This is a genomic window from Oleiphilus sp. HI0086 (assembly GCF_001635225.1).
The window spans coordinates 1-568 of record NZ_LWFZ01000230.1; the positions used below are offsets into that span (position 1 = coordinate 1).

Genomic DNA, 568 nt, shown 5'->3' on the forward strand with positions numbered 1-568 from the left:
TTATCTAGCCGTGGCTCAACGCAAACCAGGAGCACTGCGTAACGGCGCACCGTTCGAGACCTTGCCAGACAGCTTCAAGTCCATTCAAAAGTATTTACTTCGACGACAAGGTGGTGATCGAGAAATGGTCGAGATATTGGCCTTGGTACTTCATCACGACGAACAGCTGGTTGAGCAAGCGGTTGAGGAATCTCTGCGATGCGGGCACCCCTCAAAACAGCATGTAATGAACTGTTTGAGCCGACTCATCGAACAGGAAACACCTGAGCCTTTGCTAACACCACCCTCTCTCATTCTAAACGAAGAACCTATTGCCAACACACAACGCTACGATCAACTAAGAGGTCATCCTTATGCACATTGAAACCATGATCCACACCTTCAAACAACTCAAACTACACGGTATGGCCAACAGTGTTATGGAGCTATCACAGCAAGCTGGGCCATCTTACCTTCAAGCACAGCCCATTCTTGAAGCCTTGATCAAAGCTGAAGTAACAGATCGAGAAGTGCGATCAATCGCTTATCAGATGAAGCATGCAAGGTTCCCAGCCTACCGTGACCTAGC

1 protein-coding gene and 1 pseudogene are annotated in these 568 nt (G+C 48.4%); both read left to right on the forward strand.

What is annotated here, in order from left to right; all coding sequences use genetic code 11:
- Positions 1-364 (forward strand): annotated as a pseudogene (locus A3756_RS27130) (IS21 family transposase); the annotation flags it as partial.
- Positions 354-568 (forward strand): ATP-binding protein (locus tag A3756_RS02990; protein WP_231875466.1); only part of this gene is annotated, 215 nt, incomplete at its 3' end. The pseudogene A3756_RS27130 and the gene A3756_RS02990, both read left to right, overlap by 11 nt.